The organism is Cupriavidus sp. GW821-FHT07C08 (assembly GCF_059419025.1).
This window is the reverse complement of record NZ_JBWKQZ010000037.1, coordinates 1-14,557: the sequence shown is the minus strand read 5'-3', so window position 1 is coordinate 14,557 and position 14,557 is coordinate 1. Positions and strand designations below refer to the sequence as shown.

Annotated in this window: 16 protein-coding genes; 13 read left to right on the top strand and 3 right to left on the bottom strand. The window is 62.9% G+C overall.

The window, feature by feature from the left end; genetic code table 11:
• Positions 1 to 226 precede the first annotated feature (226 nt).
• The 4 genes from dapA to AC07UK_RS33290 all read left to right on the top strand — a co-directional run bounded on the left by dapA (position 227) and on the right by AC07UK_RS33290 (position 3,664).
• Positions 227 to 1,123: a 4-hydroxy-tetrahydrodipicolinate synthase gene (dapA, locus tag AC07UK_RS33305; RefSeq protein ID WP_436222666.1), complete on the top strand. Its 897-nt coding sequence runs from the start codon at positions 227 to 229 to the stop codon at positions 1,121 to 1,123.
• Between the two features lie 149 nt (positions 1,124 to 1,272).
• Positions 1,273 to 1,734: a lysozyme inhibitor LprI family protein gene (locus AC07UK_RS33300; protein WP_494687836.1), complete on the top strand. Its 462-nt coding sequence runs from the start codon at positions 1,273 to 1,275 to the stop codon at positions 1,732 to 1,734.
• A 4-nt stretch (positions 1,735 to 1,738) separates the two neighbouring features.
• Positions 1,739 to 2,518, top strand: coding sequence for an N-acetylmuramoyl-L-alanine amidase family protein (locus tag AC07UK_RS33295; RefSeq protein ID WP_494687835.1), 780 nt, complete (start codon positions 1,739 to 1,741; stop codon positions 2,516 to 2,518).
• Positions 2,519 to 2,722: 204 nt separating this feature from the next.
• Positions 2,723 to 3,664 (top strand): SGNH/GDSL hydrolase family protein, encoded by a 942-nt coding sequence (locus AC07UK_RS33290; protein WP_436222663.1) that lies wholly within the window; start codon positions 2,723 to 2,725, stop codon positions 3,662 to 3,664.
• A 154-nt stretch (positions 3,665 to 3,818) separates the two neighbouring features.
• Here AC07UK_RS33290 and AC07UK_RS33285 read toward each other — a convergent pair whose 3' ends face one another.
• Positions 3,819 to 4,214, bottom strand: coding sequence for a hypothetical protein (locus AC07UK_RS33285; RefSeq protein ID WP_494687834.1), 396 nt, complete (start codon positions 4,212 to 4,214; stop codon positions 3,819 to 3,821).
• 115 nt (positions 4,215 to 4,329) lie between these two features.
• On the opposite strand from AC07UK_RS33285, the gene AC07UK_RS33280 reads away from it, so the two are divergent.
• The gene (locus tag AC07UK_RS33280; RefSeq protein ID WP_494687833.1) at positions 4,330 to 4,506 is read left to right on the top strand and encodes a hypothetical protein; all 177 of its coding nucleotides are present in this window, start codon (positions 4,330 to 4,332) and stop codon (positions 4,504 to 4,506) included.
• A gap of 199 nt (positions 4,507 to 4,705) precedes the next feature.
• Here AC07UK_RS33280 and AC07UK_RS33275 read toward each other — a convergent pair whose 3' ends face one another.
• Complete coding sequence (locus AC07UK_RS33275) at positions 4,706 to 5,749, bottom strand: SGNH/GDSL hydrolase family protein (RefSeq protein WP_494687832.1); 1,044 nt, start codon at positions 5,747 to 5,749, stop codon at positions 4,706 to 4,708.
• Positions 5,750 to 6,347: 598 nt separating this feature from the next.
• On the opposite strand from AC07UK_RS33275, the gene AC07UK_RS33270 reads away from it, so the two are divergent.
• The 8 genes from AC07UK_RS33270 to AC07UK_RS33235 all read left to right on the top strand — a co-directional run bounded on the left by AC07UK_RS33270 (position 6,348) and on the right by AC07UK_RS33235 (position 13,864).
• The gene (locus AC07UK_RS33270) at positions 6,348 to 7,193 is read left to right on the top strand and encodes a hypothetical protein (protein ID WP_494687831.1); all 846 of its coding nucleotides are present in this window, start codon (positions 6,348 to 6,350) and stop codon (positions 7,191 to 7,193) included.
• Positions 7,194 to 7,433: 240 nt separating this feature from the next.
• A complete protein-coding gene (locus AC07UK_RS33265) occupies positions 7,434 to 8,354 on the top strand; it encodes a LysR family transcriptional regulator (protein WP_436222658.1) in 921 nt (306 codons plus the stop codon).
• Positions 8,355 to 8,416: 62 nt separating this feature from the next.
• Positions 8,417 to 9,382, top strand: a complete 966-nt coding sequence (locus AC07UK_RS33260; protein ID WP_494687830.1) for a tripartite tricarboxylate transporter substrate binding protein — start codon at positions 8,417 to 8,419, stop codon at positions 9,380 to 9,382.
• 76 nt (positions 9,383 to 9,458) lie between these two features.
• Entirely contained in the window at positions 9,459 to 10,694 is a 1,236-nt protein-coding gene (locus AC07UK_RS33255) for a CaiB/BaiF CoA transferase family protein (protein ID WP_436222656.1), read from the top strand.
• Positions 10,691 to 11,506 (top strand): enoyl-CoA hydratase/isomerase family protein, encoded by an 816-nt coding sequence (locus AC07UK_RS33250; RefSeq protein WP_436222655.1) that lies wholly within the window; start codon positions 10,691 to 10,693, stop codon positions 11,504 to 11,506. Before AC07UK_RS33255 ends, AC07UK_RS33250 begins: the two co-directional genes overlap by 4 nt.
• Before the next feature lie 310 nt (positions 11,507 to 11,816).
• The gene (locus tag AC07UK_RS33245) at positions 11,817 to 12,290 is read left to right on the top strand and encodes a cupin domain-containing protein (RefSeq protein WP_114133555.1); all 474 of its coding nucleotides are present in this window, start codon (positions 11,817 to 11,819) and stop codon (positions 12,288 to 12,290) included.
• Positions 12,291 to 12,578: 288 nt separating this feature from the next.
• Positions 12,579 to 13,439 carry a c-type cytochrome gene (locus AC07UK_RS33240; RefSeq protein WP_436222654.1) on the top strand — a complete coding sequence of 287 codons (861 nt, stop codon included), beginning with the start codon at positions 12,579 to 12,581 and terminating at the stop codon, positions 13,437 to 13,439.
• A gap of 167 nt (positions 13,440 to 13,606) precedes the next feature.
• Positions 13,607 to 13,864, top strand: a complete 258-nt coding sequence (locus AC07UK_RS33235; RefSeq protein WP_436222653.1) for a nuclear transport factor 2-like protein — start codon at positions 13,607 to 13,609, stop codon at positions 13,862 to 13,864.
• Positions 13,865 to 13,913: 49 nt separating this feature from the next.
• Here AC07UK_RS33235 and AC07UK_RS33230 read toward each other — a convergent pair whose 3' ends face one another.
• A complete protein-coding gene (locus tag AC07UK_RS33230) occupies positions 13,914 to 14,441 on the bottom strand; it encodes an ureidoglycolate lyase (RefSeq protein ID WP_494687829.1) in 528 nt (175 codons plus the stop codon).
• Positions 14,442 to 14,557 lie beyond the last annotated feature (116 nt).

The following is a 14,557-nucleotide window of genomic DNA, read 5'->3' as shown; positions in this document are numbered from 1 at the left end:
TGCCTCCCTCTCTCCTGATCTCACTGCGAACCAGCCGCAGTGGGGCGCGCGCGCCAAATCCAAAAAACAGTCGCTCATCTGACCGGAGCGCGCTGTTCCGTCAGTTGAGCGACGGAACAGCATCAGTGTAGAAGACGGTCTGCCAATCCCTCCCTTACCGTCTTGAGCGCATCTTGCTCCGTCGCCTGCCTGTGCGGTTTCCGAATCGGTCGATCCGGAGCATGCAATGCAAGAAATGGAGTATCTCTATCGTGGTATCTGGCTACCCCTGGTCACCCCTTTTCGCAACCATGAGGTGGATCACGTCGCACTGCGGCGGCTAGTGGCCCATTACCGCGGTAGCGGCTTGGCGGGCTTGGTGGTAAGCGGCAGCACCGGTGAAGCCGCCGCGCTTGATGAGGCGGAACAGTTGGCCGTCCTGGATACCGTGCTGGCCGAGGCCGGGGAGTTGCCGGTCATGATGGGCTTGGCTGGCAACAATCTCCGGCATGTGCTGAGCCGCCTGGACAGGATTGGCGAACGTCCGCTGGCGGGGGTCCTGGCGCCAGCACCGTACTACATAAGACCGTCGCAAGAAGGATTGAAGGCATACTTTCGCGCGCTGGCCGATAGATCTCGGGCACCACTGGTGCTGTATGACATCCCCTACCGAACCGGTGTAACGCTGAGCACCGAAACGCTGCTCTCGTTGGCGGATCACGGCAATATTCGAGGCATCAAGGACTGCGGCGGTAACGCTGAAACTACACAGGCGTTGATCGCCGATGGCCGCCTGGCTGTCCTCGCGGGAGAGGACCACCAACTGCTTGCCACGCTGTGCATGGGCGGTCAGGGTGCAATCGTTGCGTCAGCGCATATTCGGCCTGATCTCTTCACGGCGTTGTGGTGCGCTGTGGCTGAGCAGCGCCTGAGCGTCGCACGCCAGCTTTTCCATGCCTTAATGCCCCTGATTCGACTCATGTTTGCAGAACCTAACCCAGGTCCGGTCAAGACATTACTGGCCAGGCATGGCTGGCTGTCTGATGAGCTGCGTTTGCCAATGACGTCGGCTTCAACCGCGCTCGCCGAGCAATTGGCAATGACGTATGAGTCCTTGGACTCGGTACGCGCGAATGCGTTGTAATTGCGCAGGCTAGAGGTAGGCGTACGGTCACTGCCGTATGCCTGCCATATTCAAGGCAGCAGTTCGGCAGAGGCGTGACTCGGTTGAGGGCTGCGCGTATGAATGGCACCACAGCACCAGATGCCGGGGCAAGTTGCCGCAGATACACTATGCGCACCCGTTCAGCCAGCCAGGCGGTACCGCTCGGGTGCATGCAGGAAATCCAACCTTTTCTCCATACGAAACCGATGAAAGCCATCCTTTCTGCTCTGACTCTTGCTCTGCTGGCCCCGGTCGCCGCCCAGGCCGCCAACGAATGCGACAAGTACCGCACCAGCTACGACAAGACCTACTGCTTCGCCAAGCTGTTTCTGGAATCCGACAAGGAACTGAACGGGAGCTACAACGAACTGCGCGGCATGGTTGGAGACAGCGTGAAACAGAAGCTGAAGGACACTCAACTGGATTGGATCAAGTACCGCGACGCGTCATGCGAATCGGGCGGCGCGATTGACGTGGATTGCAACTACCGCGTGAACCGCGAGCGTGCTGAGTACCTGCGCGACCGGGTGCGCGAATGCAAGGCGGGCACCTGCCGCAACGACATGATCGCCAGGAAGACCTGGAACTGATCCGATGGCGCCGGTGATCTCCGCCAGGCGCCGCGCGGTGCTGGCATGGCTGGCAGCTTGCCTGCCTGCCCTCGCCATCGCATCGCCGCCAGCCATCGGCACGCGTCCGGCCCGCATCGTCATCGATCCCGGCCACACACCGGCGCAGGGCGGCGCACTGGGCGTTCGTGGCATCCGCGAGGTTCGCTACAACGACGGCCTCGCTTCGCTGCTGGTACAGGCGTTCACACAGGCCGGGTTCGACGTGGCGCTGACCCGCGGTCCGGGCGACAACGTGTCGCTAGAAGAGCGCGCCCGGTTCGCCAACGTTCGGCAGGCCGACCTGTTCCTGTCGATTCACCACGACTCGGCGCAGTTGCAATACCTCGAAAAGGTCCCAGTCGGCGACCACGACGCGTATCGGACCACACGGTCCATTTCCGGCTATTCGATCTTCGTGTCGCAACGCAACGCGCACTACGCGCAAAGCCTCGCTGCCGCGCAGCTGCTAGGGACGGAAATGCGCAAGCTGGGCCGGCCGCCGACGCTGCATCACGCCGAGCCAATCGAAGGCGAGTCCCGGGAGTTGCTGGCGCCCGATATCGGCATCTACCGCTTCGACGATCTGGTTGTCCTCCGACAGGCCGCGATGCCTGCATTGTTGTTGGAAGCGGGTGTCATTGTCGATCCGGCTGACGAGGGTTACGTTAGTGATCCGGGAAATCGGGCCCGCATTGTTGATGCCATCGTCACGGCGGTGCGACAGTACGTAGCGACGGCTCGGATCGGTTACGCACAGAAGTGACAATGCAGCGGCGGCGGTTGCGAGGAGATTTGCTCCCCGCCTCCGTCATCGCCTTCCGAAATGCGGCGTCATGCCGCGGCTACTTACCTGTCAGCTTCGTTGTAGCGTTATCCCCGATCCTCATCTTGCCGCAGCCGCCGGGTTGACTTTTGCGGAGGCCTCTACAAATACTGACTCGGTTAAATCGCGAGACCGGTGGCGCCCATGAAAGACTTCCTGAGCAGGGTGAGGGCAACCTGGCTTGGCGCGCTGCTGGTGCTCGCGCTGGCTTCGCCCGTATTTGCCGGCCAGCCCAAGCAGTTCATCGTGTTCGGCGACAGCCTGTCGGACCCCGGCAATGCCTTCGTCCTGCTGGGCACGGACATAGTCCCCCCGTTCCAGAGCCTCGTCCCCAGTGCACCATACGCGCGCGGCGGGCATCACTTCAGCAACGGCCAGACCTGGATCGAGCAGCTGGCGAAAGCCGGTCCCGCATTGCGCAATCCGGGCGTGTTCTTCAATTACGCGGTTGGCGGCGCCCGCGCCAGGCTTGCGGGGCCATACGACCTGACCGGGCAGGTCAGCCGGTATCTGGCCGACGCCGGCGGGCGGGCGGCCGCGGATGCGGTCTATGTGGTCTGGATCGGTGGCGATGATCTGCGCGATGCCGTCGTTGCGCTAGCGACAGACCCAAGCGGCGCGCAGAGCGCCCTGATCCTGCAGCAGGCGATTGGCGTCATCCAGAACAATCTGCTCCTGCTTTACGGTGCAGGCGCGCGCAATTTCCTCGTGCCGAACCTGCCTGACCTTGGCCTGGCGCCGGAGGCGCAGTCGCAGGGGCCGATCGTGCAGTTCTATGCCAGCTTTATTACGCAGCAGTTCAATGCGGGGCTGGAACAGATGCTCTCCGGACTGCAGGCGGGGCTGGGCGTGCCTGTTGGGCGCGTCGATGTCTTCGCGCTGCATCATGCCATCGCTGCCGGGCCCGCATCGTTCGGATTCTCTATCGTTTCGGCGCCTTGCATCAGGCTGAATACGACGGTGAATCCCTATTGCGATGCACCAGGGGAGTATCTCTTCTGGGATGGCGTTCACCCGACCGTCGCGGGTCATCAGGCGATCGCGCGACGTGCCAGCGCAGTCATCAGCGTGATGTGGCCGCAATAGTGCAGATCGCCCCTCGTCACCAGATGAGAAAAGGGGACTGAGAGAAGGGGATAGATCTATTTCAAGATCAGAAATAGATCTGTCCCCCTTCACTGTACGCTGCTTCGTTTCCTCCAACTGAAGTGTGCCCCACACCGGCTAGCGCTCCGACTCCCTATTGAAACGTCACTGAACCCTGCTGCCCGTTGACGGCAAAGCCAGTCGAGATAAATTGGATATTGCCCGTGGTATCGACTCGGAACGTCGTCTGTGCATCAGCCGTCTTGACGTTATTGTTGTCGAAAACGCTTTCGGTGAACGTTACCAGCAGACTGGTCGAAGTATCGGCGGCGACGCTATACGAGCGGGTGACTGTGCCGATCTTGGTGGTTCGGGCGCTGCTGGAGAATGCTGTGCCGGTGACAAGCGTGGCCGAATCGCCTGCCTTCGCCATTGAGGGATAGCTGTAGTCGGGGAAGTCGACGACCTGGCCACCAAGGTCTTCGGAAATCTCGGCGAAGGTCGCGGGATTCCTGAAGATGGTTGTCGCGACAGAAAACGGGGCGGACACCCCGTTCGCCGTCAGGTGAAGCAGATTCTGCTCGCGCGCTCCTCCGGCGCAACTGAGCGTCAGGTGGCTTCAGTTGGGCGGCGCAAGCCGCGTCAACGAAGTGCGGATAAATCCAATGCTCAACTTTGAGCAGATTTTTGGAACAGCATCAATGTTTCCCGTACATCAAGGCAAGGCCCCCGACAACCTCGAACTGTGGGGCTCCTTGACCGACCTGGGCCTGGAAGTGCTGGCTGGCAATCCGATTGCATTCAACACGATCAGCTACGCAACGCCCCCTTCTGCCGGCTGATTCAAGTTGAACCAAAGGGCTTGGTTTCGTTTCGCGTCAGATGCGGGAGCCTTAAAGGATGGACGGACGAAGCCCAGTCGTCCGATCCGCCGCTAAGCGTTGGTCTGTTCGGTTGAAGAGAGGTCCGGAAATGCCGCGACTTGCGGACGGGGGCAGACCTGCGCAACGTTGCGCAACAGTCGATTTGCCCCCCGATTCCCTATTTGCCCGCCGCCTGCACGGCCTGCTCCACCAGCGTCGCAAACAGCGCATGAAGATGCGTGGTCGGATGGACCTCATCAGCAAACATATAGGTCTGATCAGCATCTGGCACCGTGTAGGTCTTCGGTGAGCAGAACAGCGAACTCACTTCGATCTCCTTGGACAGAAGCTGCAGGTTGCAGCCGGTCCCGGTATTGCTGACCTGGAATCCCTTCTCCTTGAAATGGGCAAGGACATCGTTGATGAAGCCGAACTGATCAATGTTGATGACCTGGTTCTGGATGCCTGCAGCCTGGAGCGCGTTCGTCAATGCTGAATTGAAGGTTAACGCCATCCCGGTGAGAAGGGACCCGAGGCTGTTGTCGCTGACCCCCAACGGCGACACGCCGATATTGCCAACGTTTGAGACAACGACATGCTTGGCACCGGACTGGAGGATCTTTCCGACGACTGCCGCCAATTGCTGCGCGGCAAGCGTCACGGCCTGATTCGCATCACCAAGTGTCTCACTTCCTCCCACAACCGCGTCGGCATGGATCAGGATATCGCTCCCGCCTCCCTGGACAAGGACAAGCTGGCCGTCATTGAAGTTACCGTGCGCTGAAAGGTGGTTTTGTAGCTGCGTTGCAATCGGTACCGTCAGCGCGCCGAGTCCATTCGCCTTGAAGTTGATGCCGTTGGGATCCGTTACACGGGCGCCTCCTTGGGCGTAACCCAATCCGTCTGCGTGATTCCGCACCGGCGCACCATAGCCACCGGTTTGCGCCGCGGTCAGCGTCCCGCCGAAGAAATTCGCAACATCCTGGGTCCACACCTGCCCAGGGTTGGTGGTGAAACGCCCGCCGCCGACCAGTTGCGCAACTGGCGCATAGGTTCCTACATCAGAAATGCTGTCGCCAAACGACACCACCTGGAATTGCAGAGGCGGATTGGTAGCTGGTTTGCCGTCGTCACCCCCGCCGCAGGCAGCGAACAGTGCCACAGCGACACATAGAAGCCCTGAGCGGACGAGATCGAAATGGGATTGATGGCGTGCTTTCATGGGAACCGTCCAATGGTAAGTGCCCCAGTCGTTCGCGCCCATCAAGGCGCCAATGGAGTGAAACGCGCTTGTATGACGTAACAGACAAAGAAACCGCCCCTTTTACTGTCAGTCAGCAAAGTCTTTACGCACGCTTGCTCGACTTCCCAGGCCCGGAACCGCAGCCTCGACAGTTGCCTTGTCACTAGCGGGGCAATCGAACTCTGTTTAGTACAAACCTATTGGGTTTCACGGGAAAGGCAAGTGGAATAGAAGCAGGCAGCAGTCAGGGCGTTGCGAGCCGCAGGCGTTTGCCCAACGACTGCTAAACGCTGTGTTCAGGTGGAGCCCCGGCTGCCACTTGGGACGCTCGATGCGCCGTGTAAATAATGCTCGCTGCACGTGCGAGATGTTTCATGACTGAAGCATTGTTAGTTCCGTGCAGACCAGACTTCAAGCGCGATGACTTGGTATTGCCATGGCAGCGCCTACGATTTCCTTCAACGACGGCTGATGACCGGCCAGGCGGGTTTGGAAAGTTGTCGAGAGTAGAGCGAGATGTGCGATGCCGGGATCAGCTGAACGCCCCAACCGACTCAAGCCGGTGCAGTCCTTTGAGATGATGCGCGAAGGCGCGCCGATGCTCGGCGACTTCGGCCTGCAATGCCTGGCCCAGGGGGACTCCTGGTTCTCCATTAATACGTTGAGGCCGTTTAGCGGCTCAAATCTGCTGATGAACATGTGGCTGTCGCGCAGCGCCATCGCCGTGGATTGCGCGGATCCTGGCGATACCCTGGCGCATATGCTCGACAGCCGCCAGGATCCTCTGTTCTACAGTTTCCTCGTCGGTCCGCACGACCAGGCCTGGAGCGTCATTCTGCTGTCCGGCGGCGGCAATGACCTGATCGACGCCATCCAGACCACGCCGAACGATGCCAACGGCCATCGCAGGCCGCCCAACGACAGACTGCTGTTGACCGAAGATGAATGGGATGGCCCTGACGCGATCAGTACATTTATCTCCCGACCGGGCTGGATTGCATTCACACGGTATATGCTGGACCAGTACCGAGCCCTGGATTTCTTGCGCCGGATCAGCGCGCAGAACCAGAACACGCCGATTATCACGCACACCTACGACTACGCCACGCCGCGCGACAGCGGTGCGGGGCTGGGCCGTGGGCCATGGTTGTTTCCGGCGCTGCAGGTTTATGGCATTCCCGAGGGTAATTGGATTGACCTGGCCAATGAATTCACCGACCGACTTGCCGATGACGTCATTCGCCAGGCCGGTATCCCGAATTTTCATGTGGCCGACACGCGCGACACGCTGGTCCCGGCCGGAACCGGCGATGTTGGTGCCACGGCAGACTGGGAGAACGAGATTCACCCGACTGCGGACGGCTACGGAAAGCTCGGGGTAAAGTTCGTCGACAAGATCGCGGAGGTTCTCCATATTCCCTGAGCGAAAGCTCGCAGTCCCACCGTCGACGCGTGGTCTGGTCTGCCAGTCACGCCGGACACCCTCGCGAGGGTTGCGCGGGAAATCCGCAGTTGCTGACGCCGCTTGATAAGTGGAGAATCAGATGGCGCGCGGTACCGCATTCCAAGGCGCCCGTAACGGTTTCCTCTTCCCTCAATCCGTAGCTCGCCCCCTGCGACGACGCCTGCATAAGCGCCGACCATCGTGACGTCCTCACCCCCCTTGCGCACCACCCGCCTGCACTTTGACCTCACCACCGTCCAGCTTTTCATCGCCGTGGCCGACGCCGGCAGCATTACCCGCGGCGCGGAGCGTCTCCATCTGGCCCCCGCTGCGGCGTCGCGGCGCGTGCTCGAACTGGAAGCCCAACTAGGCGTCTCCCTCTTCGAACGCCTTCCCCACGGCATGGCCCTGACCGAAGCCGGCCGCGCACTGCTGGCCCACGCCCGCGGCATCACCCACACCGTCCAGCGCATGCAGGACGACGCCGCCTCCTTCGTCGGCGGCGACCTGGGCGTGGTCCGGGTAGCGGCGCCAAAATCCGCCGTCATCCAGTTCCTCCCCTTCGACATCCAACGCTGCGCCACCGCCTGCCCCGGCGTGCGCATCGACCTGCAGGAAATGAACAGCGCGGAAGTCCAGCAGTCGCTGCGCCGCGGCACCGTGGACATCGGCATTTACGACGGCAGCCTGGGCGTGATCGACTTGCCGACCGCGCCCTATCGGAACGACGAACTGGTGCTGGTGGTGGCGCGCGGCCATGCATTGGCGCGGCGGCGCAAGGTCACGCCGGACGACGTGCTGGACTGCGATCTGATCGTGCTCAGCGAGAGCTCGGCGATCTCGATCGTGCTGGAGCGCGTGGCGGAGGAGGCCGGCCGCGTGCTGCGCATGCGTATGCGCGTGGGCGGTTTCGATAGCATGGCCGCGCTGGTGGCGCAGAACCTGGGCGGCGGGGTGATGCCGGAGGCGATTGCGCGTGAGGTGGCGGGCGGCAGCCGGTTCGTGCGGCTGCCCATTGCCGCGCCCTGGGCGCAGCGGCAGTTTGTGCTGTGCCATCGGCCCCATGGGGCACTTTCCTCGGCAGCGCTCAGCGTGCTGGCGGTGCTTGCGCAAAACGCGAAACCAGAATCCCCCAAATAGCGATAGCCCGCGGCGGATGCATTGCGGATGATGGCTCCATAACTACAGGACGGAGACACGCAATGCAGCGCAGACAATTCATTCTGGCGGCAGCGGCCGGGCTGGCGATACCCAGCCTGGTGCGCGCCGCCGATATCGCCGGCCCGGTGCGCATTGTGGTGGGCTTCGCCCCCGGGGGCGGTACCGATGTGCTGGCACGCGTGATCGGGCAGAAGCTGGGGGTCATGTGGAACACCAGCGTGCTGGTGGAGAACAAGCCCGGCGCCACCGGCGCCATCGCCGCCGCCTATGTGGCCAAGCAGCCGCCTGACGGCACTACCTTGCTGATGGCGCATGTGAACAGCCACGCGATCGCGCCGGCGCTGCTGGACGTCAAGTACGACCCGCGCACCGACTTCACGCCGATTTCAATGGTGGGCGTCACGCCCAATATGCTGACCTGCCGTCCGGAACAGAAGGTGCGCAGCGTTTCGGACATCGTAGCGCTGTGCCGGCAGAAGCCGGGGAAGATCTCCTTTGGTTCGTCCGGCATTGGTTCGGCGCAGCACCTGGCGCTGGAGATGTTCCGGTTGCAGGCCAGGCTCGACGTGGTGCACGTGCCTTACAAGGGCTCGGGCCCGCTGGTGGCGGACCTGATCGGCGGCCAGATCGACTATGCGTTCGACACCATGACCGCCGCTACCCCCTTTATCCAGCAGGGCAAGGTGATCGCGATCGCCCAGACCCGCCTGAAGCGCGCGGCCAGCCATCCCAATGTGCCGACGCTGGCGGAGTCCGGCTTCCCCGGGCTGGACGCGGCGTCGTGGTACGGCCTGGTGGGCCCGAAGAATATGCCGCCGGCGCTGGTGCAGCGCATGAACGCGGACGTCAACCGCGTGCTGGCCATGCCCGACGTTGCCGAGCGGCTCAAGAGCTTTGGCGCCGAGGACTCCGGCGGATCGAACCAGCAGTTCGCCGCCTTCATCGCCTCTGAGTCCACCAAGTGGGCCAAGGTCGTGAAGGACGCCGGCGTAAAGGCCGAGAGCTGAGCGCCGCAAGCCGATGGCCGAGAACCGACGCACGCGCGCACGCTGCCCCATCCATTGATCCAGGAAGAAGCACCCCATGACAGATTTCCGCGACTCCGGCGCACAGGCGCCTGCCTCCACCTTGCCGCTGGCCGGCGTGCGCGTGCTCGACGTCAGCCAGGTCATGGCCGGGCCCTACGCCTGCATGCTGCTGGCTGATCTGGGCGCCGATGTGATCAAGATCGAACCGCCTGAGGGAGGCGACCAAACGCGCAGCGCCATGGGTTTTAAGATGAAGGGCTCGGACAGCATGGGGTTCCTCAACATGAACCGCAATAAGCGCAGCGTCACGCTGGATCTGAAGACCGAATCCGGCCGGCAGGTGCTCTATCGCCTGGCGGAAACGGCCGACATCCTGGTGGAGAACTACCGCCCCGGTGTGATGAAGCGGCTGGGGATCGACTACGAGACCCTCGCCAGGATCAATCCGAAGCTGGTCTACTGCAGCATCTCGGGCTTTGGCCAGAGCGGGCCGTGGGCCGGGCGGCCGGGCTTTGACCTGATGGCGCAGGCGATGTCGGGCGTGATGAGCGTCACCGGCTACCCGGGCGGCGCGCCGGTGAAGGCGGGCGTGCCGGTGGCAGATATCGGCTGCGCACTGTTCGCGACCTACGGCATGCTGTCTGCCTACATCGGCGCCAGGGAGACGGGCAAGGGGCAGTATGTCGATGCATCGCTGTTCGACTCCGCGCTGGCGTTCTCGGTGTGGGACACCTGCGAGTACTGGGGCACGGGCCGCGAGCCCGAGCCGCTGGGCACCGCCAACCGCATGAGCGCGCCTTACCAGGCGATGAAGTCCGCCGACGGCTACTTCGTCATGGGGGCCACCAACCAGAAGCTGTGGCAGCTGCTGTGCAACACGCTCGACCGGCCCGACCTGCTGGCGGATGAGTGCTTTGCCACCGTGGCGCTGCGGCTGGCTAACCGGCAGGCACTGATCGCGATGCTGGAGGAGAGCTTCGTCAAGGAGAGCAGCGACTACTGGATCGAACGCCTGCTCGGCGTCGGCATCCCGGCCGGGCCGATCCTGACCTACCCGCAGGCCTTCGACAGCGAGCACGGCCGGCACCGCCAGATGCGCATCGAGATCGATCATCCGATCGAGGGCAAGGTGCCCAATATCGGCTTCGCGGTGAAGATGGGCGGCACGCCCCAGCAGGTACGGCGCCCGCCGCCGCTGCTTGGCCAGCACACGGAAGAAATCCTGGCCGAACTGGGTATCTCGAAGGACGAACAGCAGTCGCTGGCGGTAGCCGGCGCATTCGGAGCATGAAGGCCGCGCTGCCGCCGGAGGGCGGTTCCGGCAACGACGGACAGGTCACGCTCACGATGCAAGGGCAGGTCGCGACGCTGACGTTCGACCGACCGGCCGCGCGCAATGCGATGACGTGGGCCATGTACGAGCAACTTGCCACGCATTGCCGCACGCTTGCGGCGCAAGGCAATGCGGGGGCGCGTGTGGTGGTGCTCCGCGGTGCGGGCGGTGAGGCCTTTGTTGCCGGTACTGACATCGCGCAGTTCCAGCAGTTCTCAAGCGGCGACGATGGGATTGCCTACGAAGCGCGTATCGACGAAGGTATCCGCCTTGTCGAGCAACTGCCGATGCCAACTGTGGCGGTTATCGAAGGCTGGGCGGTGGGCGGCGGCCTGGCTATCGCTACTGCGTGCGACTTCCGTGTCGCTACTCCCAAGGGCCGCTTTGGCGTGCCGATTGCGCGCACGCTGGGCAATACGCTGTCGGCGTTGAATCTTGCCAAGCTGCGAGCGGCCTGGGGGCTGCAGCCGGTGCGCCGCATGCTGCTGCTGGCGCAGATCCTCGACGCGGACGCCGCGCTGGCCTGCGGTTTCCTGGAGGGCGTATATGCCGCGGAGGCGCTAGAGGCCGAGGTCGCTTCGCTATGCGACCGGCTTGGCGCGCTGGCGCCTGTCACGCAGACGGTCGTTAAGGAGGCGTTGCGGCGCCAGACCGTGCAGTCGGTGGCCGACACGGATGATCTGGTGCGTTTGTGCTATGGCAGTAGCGACTTTCGTGAAGGAGTGGATGCGTTTGTGGGCCGGCGGTCGCCGGTGTGGAAGGGGAGTTGAAAGTTGGGGCTTCGTACGCTAGCCGCCGGTGTTTCACAACTGAAACGATCTGGCCGATTTACCGCGCAACCGACACACCGGGCAAGCGTCACGCACCGGCCCGTCAGCCTCCCACCACGGGTGGCCCGCGATATGCATCAGATTATTGCTTTGGGCGATGAAGACGCTCGAGCCTGCATGCCTGAACCTGTGCCATGCAGTGGATGTCTCCAGCGCGGCTGGTGGCGGAATCGGGTGCCAGATGGCATCAATGCGGTCTGTGCCGTCACCGCTCCGGCTGTCTGGTTGCCGTATCAGGAAGGAGCGCGCCATGAAAAACAAGCTTCCCCCGATTGCCACACTGGCCTTCGGCGTCTGCCTGACGATGTCTGCGGCATTGGCTGCCCCCGCGGGCAGCATGATCAAGGTCACCGCCGACGAGATCAAATGGGCGGACCTGCCACTGATACCGGGTGCCAAACTCGCCGTTCTCGAGGGGCAGATGGACAAGAAAGAGCCGTTCACGGCCCGGATCAAGCTACCCGCGGATGCTAAGGTGGCAGCGCACTGGCACCCAGGCGTGGAGCGGGTGACCGTGCTTTCCGGGACCTTCAACTATGGCATGGGCGACAAGCTCGACCCGGAAAAGACCTCGCCGCTCGGCCCCGGCAGCCTGATTGTCATGCCACCCAAGATGCACCACTTTGGCTGGACGAAGGACGAAACCATTATCCAGATCAATGCGACGGGGCCCTGGGCTTTCAACTTCGTCAACCCGGCTGATGATCCCAGGAAGAAGAAGTGATGCCTCGTGCCGGGCGATCCGGGCGAGGCAACATTCGGCACAGCGCCGGATAGGCCGGGGCAGCTTTCGGGCTGGAAAATGCCGCGGGGCAGGGGGCTACGGACGTGCTCCCGCGCCTGCCTGTCCAGGAGACCGGTGACATCGCCGGCCTCCTGCCGCAGCGCTGGACATCGGTTCCCTCCACCGCCGTACTCAACTGTTTGGAGGATTCCATTCAGGCAGGATTTCCCGATACTTCGATGGATTCAGTCCGGGCGCTTTGGCCAGGAATCCAGGCAAGGGGTAACCATGGCGATATTCCAGAGGGTGGCCGCAGGCTTGTTCCTGATGTCTCAAATTGGCGCAAGCAGCGGGCAGGACCAGGCGCGCTTCGCGCGTGGCAAGTACCTGATGGAGGGGGTGGTCGCTTGCGGCAATTGCCATGTTGCCCGAGCGGAAAATGGGGCGCCTGTCTTCTCCAGGGGCCTCTCGGGTGGCATGGTCTTCGATCACCCGCCGTTCAAGGCGTACGCGGCCAACATTACGCCAGACCCTGAGACAGGGATCGGCAAGTGGACCGATGCACAGCTCGGCAAGGCGATCCGCGAAGGCATCCGGCCGGACGGGACCATCATCGGTCCGCCGATGCCTATCGAGTTCTACCGGCGCATGTCTGACGCAGACCTGGCAGCGATCATCGCCTATCTGAGGGTACAGCCGCCCGTGAAGAACGCCGTCAGGAAGTCCGAGTACAACATGCCGTTGCCGACCAGCTACGGCCCGGCTGTGAAAGGCGTTAGCGCGCCCTCTCCCAAGGAGACGATCACGTATGGCCGGTACCTCGCCGATATCGGGCATTGCATGGAATGTCACACGCCGCGAGATGAAAAGGGAGGGCTGGTGCTCACGCGTCTGGGCGCCGGCGGCCAGGTGTTCAAAGGCCCTTGGGGCGAGAGTGTGGCACGCAATCTGACTCCCCATGAGAGCGGGCTCAAGGGCTGGAGCAAGGAAGAGATCGCCCAGGCCATCCGAGGCACAGGCAAGAACGGCATGCATTACAAGCCGCCCATGGCGTTCGACTGGTACAAGAACATCAGTGGTGCCGACATGAACGCGCTGGTCGCTTACCTTGGCTCGCTGAAGCCGCAGCCATTCGGCGGCAGGGAGTAACCGGCGCGGCCGCACCGACAAAATCTCTGCGCGCTGCCTTGCGGGATCTTCGTCTCCCAATACCGCTGCGCCAGGCAAGTATTGCGCACCGGCCCGTTGGCTGTCTCATTCTGCCAGCGCGCAGGAGATCCGCATGATGGCAAGCCCTCGACCCACATGGTCTGGTTGTGCGCGGCAAGGCTGCCGCCACGGACTACCTGAAGCAGCGCTTCTTTGAAGACAAGGCCAATGCGCCGGTGCTGTCGGACGTCAAGCTTGAGTACAGCGGTGATTTGGCCATCATGCGCTTCCGCGTGCGGGTGCCGGCCAGCGGCGGGAAGAAGAAGGTGGACGCGACCGGGCTGGAGGTCTACCGGGTGGTGAATGGCAGGATCCGCTCGAATGAGGCCTACTGGAAGCAGGTCTCCTGGCCGGACGCCAAGTAAGCGCGACGGGCTGGTGCAACCGCGGCCTGTCGCGGTTGCCTCCACACACTCATGCGGCGTGTAGCGCCGGCGGGAGTTCCAGCAGCAACGGCTGCGCCAGCGTGCGCTCCTCGCAGTTGTTGCCATCCCCACCGCGATCGATCACGGCAAAGCGCGCCGGCGCGCCCACGGCCAGCAGCATGTGGTGCCAGACGCCGCGGCGGTAGTTGATGCCCTGCCGCCCGTTGGTGATGAAGGCGCGCAGCGAAGCGGGATCCAGCACGTCGCCAGCTGGCGCCACCACGATCACGAAGGGCTGCTCCGATAGCGGGATAAAGGCCTGGCTGCCGAGCGGATGGCGTTCCAGCATTGCGATCTCCAGCGGATACGCGTAGGGCTTGGCCTCGAACAGGTTGATCAGCGCCCGGCCACCTTCCAGTTCTACGGCAGCCAGGTCATGGTGCCGCGTGACCATGCCGCCGTTGATCGGAAAGGCGCCGGGGTCGCCGGCTGGGCGCGCCTCGATCACGTCACCGAAGGGCGCAAAGGCGGCCGCGCTCAGCGGCAGCGGATGCAGGCGCACCAAGGCTGAAGCCATGAGTGGGGGCGTGGTATCCATCAAAGTCTGTTCCATAAAATCTGGCTCTTTTGAAAAATGAGTGGGTTATGCGGCATGCGGGTTGATCGAGGAGAAGTCGAGCTTTCCGGCGATCA

Coding starts and splice junctions, on each gene's coding strand:
- AC07UK_RS33255 (WP_436222656.1), top strand. CDS start 9,459: ATGACAGATTTCCGCGACTCCGGCGCACAGGCGCCTGCCTCCACCTTG.
- AC07UK_RS33275 (WP_494687832.1), bottom strand. CDS start 5,749: ATGAAAGCACGCCATCAATCCCATTTCGATCTCGTCCGCTCAGGGCTT.
- AC07UK_RS33280 (WP_494687833.1), top strand. CDS start 4,330: ATGCTCAACTTTGAGCAGATTTTTGGAACAGCATCAATGTTTCCCGTA.
- AC07UK_RS33295 (WP_494687835.1), top strand. CDS start 1,739: ATGGCGCCGGTGATCTCCGCCAGGCGCCGCGCGGTGCTGGCATGGCTG.
- AC07UK_RS33230 (WP_494687829.1), bottom strand. CDS start 14,441: ATGGCTTCAGCCTTGGTGCGCCTGCATCCGCTGCCGCTGAGCGCGGCC.
- AC07UK_RS33260 (WP_494687830.1), top strand. CDS start 8,417: ATGCAGCGCAGACAATTCATTCTGGCGGCAGCGGCCGGGCTGGCGATA.
- AC07UK_RS33300 (WP_494687836.1), top strand. CDS start 1,273: ATGCGCACCCGTTCAGCCAGCCAGGCGGTACCGCTCGGGTGCATGCAG.
- AC07UK_RS33240 (WP_436222654.1), top strand. CDS start 12,579: ATGGCGATATTCCAGAGGGTGGCCGCAGGCTTGTTCCTGATGTCTCAA.
- AC07UK_RS33250 (WP_436222655.1), top strand. CDS start 10,691: ATGAAGGCCGCGCTGCCGCCGGAGGGCGGTTCCGGCAACGACGGACAG.
- AC07UK_RS33270 (WP_494687831.1), top strand. CDS start 6,348: ATGATGCGCGAAGGCGCGCCGATGCTCGGCGACTTCGGCCTGCAATGC.
- dapA (WP_436222666.1), top strand. CDS start 227: ATGCAAGAAATGGAGTATCTCTATCGTGGTATCTGGCTACCCCTGGTC.
- AC07UK_RS33245 (WP_114133555.1), top strand. CDS start 11,817: ATGAAAAACAAGCTTCCCCCGATTGCCACACTGGCCTTCGGCGTCTGC.
- AC07UK_RS33290 (WP_436222663.1), top strand. CDS start 2,723: ATGAAAGACTTCCTGAGCAGGGTGAGGGCAACCTGGCTTGGCGCGCTG.